Source organism: Xanthomonas sp. MUS 060 (assembly GCF_000963215.1).
Lineage (GTDB): Bacteria > Pseudomonadota > Gammaproteobacteria > Xanthomonadales > Xanthomonadaceae > Xanthomonas_A.
The window spans coordinates 1-3,271 of sequence record NZ_JZIM01000066.1; the positions used below are offsets into that span (position 1 = coordinate 1).

Below are 3,271 nucleotides of genomic sequence, written 5' to 3' on the forward strand. Positions count from 1 at the left end.
GTCAAGATCCGTGGTTTCCGCATCGAGTTGGGCGAGATCGAGGCGCGCTTGAGCGCGCATGCGGAGGTGCGCGAGTGCGTGGTCGTCGCGCTTGAGACGGCAGGGACAGAGAAGCGACTGGTGGCGTATTGGGTCGGTCACGAAGCTGTTGATGCTGCCGCATTGCGCAGTTGGCTATCGGATGGACTGCCCGATTACATGGTGCCAGCTACATGGTGCCAGCGGCCGGCCTATGTGCAGTTGGATCGCTTGCCGCTGACCCCGAACGGCAAGCTGGATCGCAAGGCATTACCCGCACCGGATGCGGCGGCCTATGCGGCGTTGACGTATGAAGCACCACAGGGCGAGATCGAACAGAGATCGAACACACCATTGCCGCGATCTGGCGCGAGCGAATTACTCGGTCTGGAGACCATCGGACGGCACGACAACTTCTTCGCGCTCGGCGGCCATTCGTTGCTGGCGGTGTCGTTGACCAAGCACATGCGTCGGCATGGCTTGCAAGCGGACTTGCGGACTCTGTTCGCCACTCCGACGCTTGCGGCGCTCGCTGCGGCGAGCGGCACCGTGTCGGTCAACGTTCCACCAAACCTTATTGGACCTGATACCGAGATAATCACACCTGAGATGTTGCCGCTGGTGGCACTTACTCAGGAACAGATCGACAGCATCGTCGCGATGACCCCGGGTGGCTCGGCCAATATCCAGGACATCTATCCGCTGGCGCCGTTGCAGGAAGGCATTTTCTTTCATCACCTGCTGCAGCGCGAAGGCGATGCTTATCTGCTGCCGAACCTGATTGCGTTTGACAGCCGTGCGCGTCTGGATGGCTTTGTCGATGCCTTGCAACGTGTGATTGATCGTCATGACATCCTGCGCACAGCGGTAATCTGGGAAGGGCTTGTCGCACCGGTGCAGGTCGTGTGGCGCAGCGCGGCGCTGGTCATCGAGGATGTCTGCCTGACGCAGGGGGAAGGCAATGCCGCCGCGCAATTACAGGCGCGCTTCGATCCGCAGCACTGGCGTCTGGATGTACGCCAGGCGCCGCTGATACGCGGCTTTGCGACACAGGATGCGGCCAGCGGTCGCTGGTTGTTGCAGCTACTCAGTCATCACTTGGCCCTGGATCAAACCACGCTACAGATCGTGCTGGAAGAAGTCCGGTGCCATTTGTGCGGTAAATGGGCCAGCTTGCCGGCTGCTCTGCCGTTCCGCAATTTTGTGGCGCAGGCGCTGCTGGGCGTGAGCCAAGAGCAGCACGAGGCGTATTTCCGGACGATGCTCGGTGATGTGGATGAGCCCTGTGCGCCATTTGGCGTGATCGATGTACAAGGCGATGGTGCGGACCTGGAGGAGGCACGGCTTGAGCTGCCTGATCATCTGTCGGCATCGTTGCGCAACCGTGCGCGTGAGCTCGGCGTGAGTGCTGCCAGCCTGTTCCATCTGGCTTGGGCGCAGGTGGTGGCACGCGCCACGGGGCGTGAGCGTGTTGTGCTCGGGACGATTTTGTTTGGCCGCATGCAAGGCGTCGCGGGAGGCGATCAGGCGGTTGGTTTGCTCCTCAATACTTTGCCGCTGCGTATCGAGATTGACGGTAAAAGCGTAGTAGAGAGTGTGCATGTGGTGCAGCAGCGTCTTGCCGCGTTATTGCGGCACGAACACGCATCGCTATCGCTGGCGCAGCGCTGCAGCGCTGTTCCGGCACCTGCGCCATTGTTTACCTCGCTGCTCAACTACCGACATAGCCTTCAGATAGAACAAGCTGCCGGAGCTTTGGCCTGGGAGGGTGTCGAGATCATGCAGAACCATGGGCGGACGAGTTATCCGCTGATGGCTTCCATCGACGATATTGGGTCCGGCTTTTCTGTGAATGTACAGTCGCAGCTGCCACTTGTTCCGGAACGCATGTGCGCGTTCTTGTTGAAGGCGCTGGAAGGGCTTGTCGATGCACTTATCCATGCGCCGCAGATGCCGGTGCGCGATCTCGACGTTCTACCTGAAGCAGAGCGCCATCAACTACTGACACAGTGGAATGCAACGGCGGTGGATTATCCACGCGATGCCTGTGTGCACGAACTGTTCGAGGCACAGGTGGCGATTGCGCCATCGGCCATCGCGGTGGTGCAGGGTGAGGTGGCGCTGACCTATGGCGAGTTGAACGCACGAGCCAATCGTCTGGCGCATTACCTGCGCGAGTTGGGTGTGGGCTCGGACGAGCGGGTGGCGATCTGCGTGCAGCGTAGTGCAGAGATGGTGGTGGCGCTGTTGGCGGTGCTGAAGGCCGGTGGTGCCTATGTGCCGCTGGACCCGGCCTACCCACCAGAGCGATTGGCTTACATACGTGCCGATTGTGGCGCGGTGGCGGTGTTNTCTATCGGATCGCAATCTCGACCGCCACGCCACTGGTCCGACTGCGCGGCATCTGGCGTATGTGATCTACACGTCCGGATCCACCGGTATGCCCAAGGGCGTGATGATCGAGCACCGCAATCTGTGCAACTCGGCCGTGATTGTCGATGTGCAAGCCGATGCCGAACGCTGGCAGCATCTATCGGATCGCAATCTCGACCGCCACGCCACTGGTCCGACTGCGCGGCATCTGGCGTATGTGATCTACACGTCCGGATCCACCGGTATGCCCAAGGGCGTGATGATCGAGCACCGCAATCTGTGCAACTACGCACGCATTGGATGCGGTGAGGTTGTTCGCAGTGACGCAGTCCGATCATGTCTTGCAACAGAATTCGATCAGCTTCGATCTTTCGGTCGAAGAAATCTTCCCTGCCTTGCTCGGCGGGGCTGCACTTGTTCTGGCCCCCTCGATATTTGGTTCTGTGGATCATGGGTGCGCAGAGATATCTGCGCACCCACGGGCGACGGTCGTGCATTTGACAATGGCGCATTGGCATAGCCTTGTCGGCGCATGGAAGCAATCGCCAGAGCTGGCACGGACACAACTGCAAGGTGTGCGGCTTCTCAATGTGACTGGAGATGCGATATCTCCGCAGAAGTTGAGGGAGTGGTATGCGTTCAGGCCTCACAACATCGAGGTTGTCAAGCAGAGATATCTGCGCACCCACGGGCGACGGTCGTGCATTTGACAATGGCGCATTGGCATAGCCTTGTCGGCGCATGGAAGCAATCGCCAGAGCTGGCACGGACACAACTGCAAGGTGTGCGGCTTCTCAATGTGACTGGAGATGCGATATCTCCGCAGAAGTTGAGGGAGTGGTATGCGTTCAGGCCTCACAACATCGAGGTTGTCAATACC

Annotated in this window: 2 protein-coding genes; both read left to right on the forward strand. The window is 59.8% G+C overall.

What is annotated here, in order from left to right; all coding sequences use genetic code 11:
• On the forward strand, positions 1–2,700 hold a 2,700-nt coding region (locus XANALMUS060_RS21585), incomplete at its 5' end, for a condensation domain-containing protein (protein ID WP_152640602.1).
• Positions 2,701–2,711: 11 nt separating this feature from the next.
• Entirely contained in the window at positions 2,712–3,101 is a 390-nt protein-coding gene (locus XANALMUS060_RS23135) for an AMP-binding protein (RefSeq protein WP_343122994.1), read from the forward strand.
• Positions 3,102–3,271: the final 170 nt, after the last annotated feature.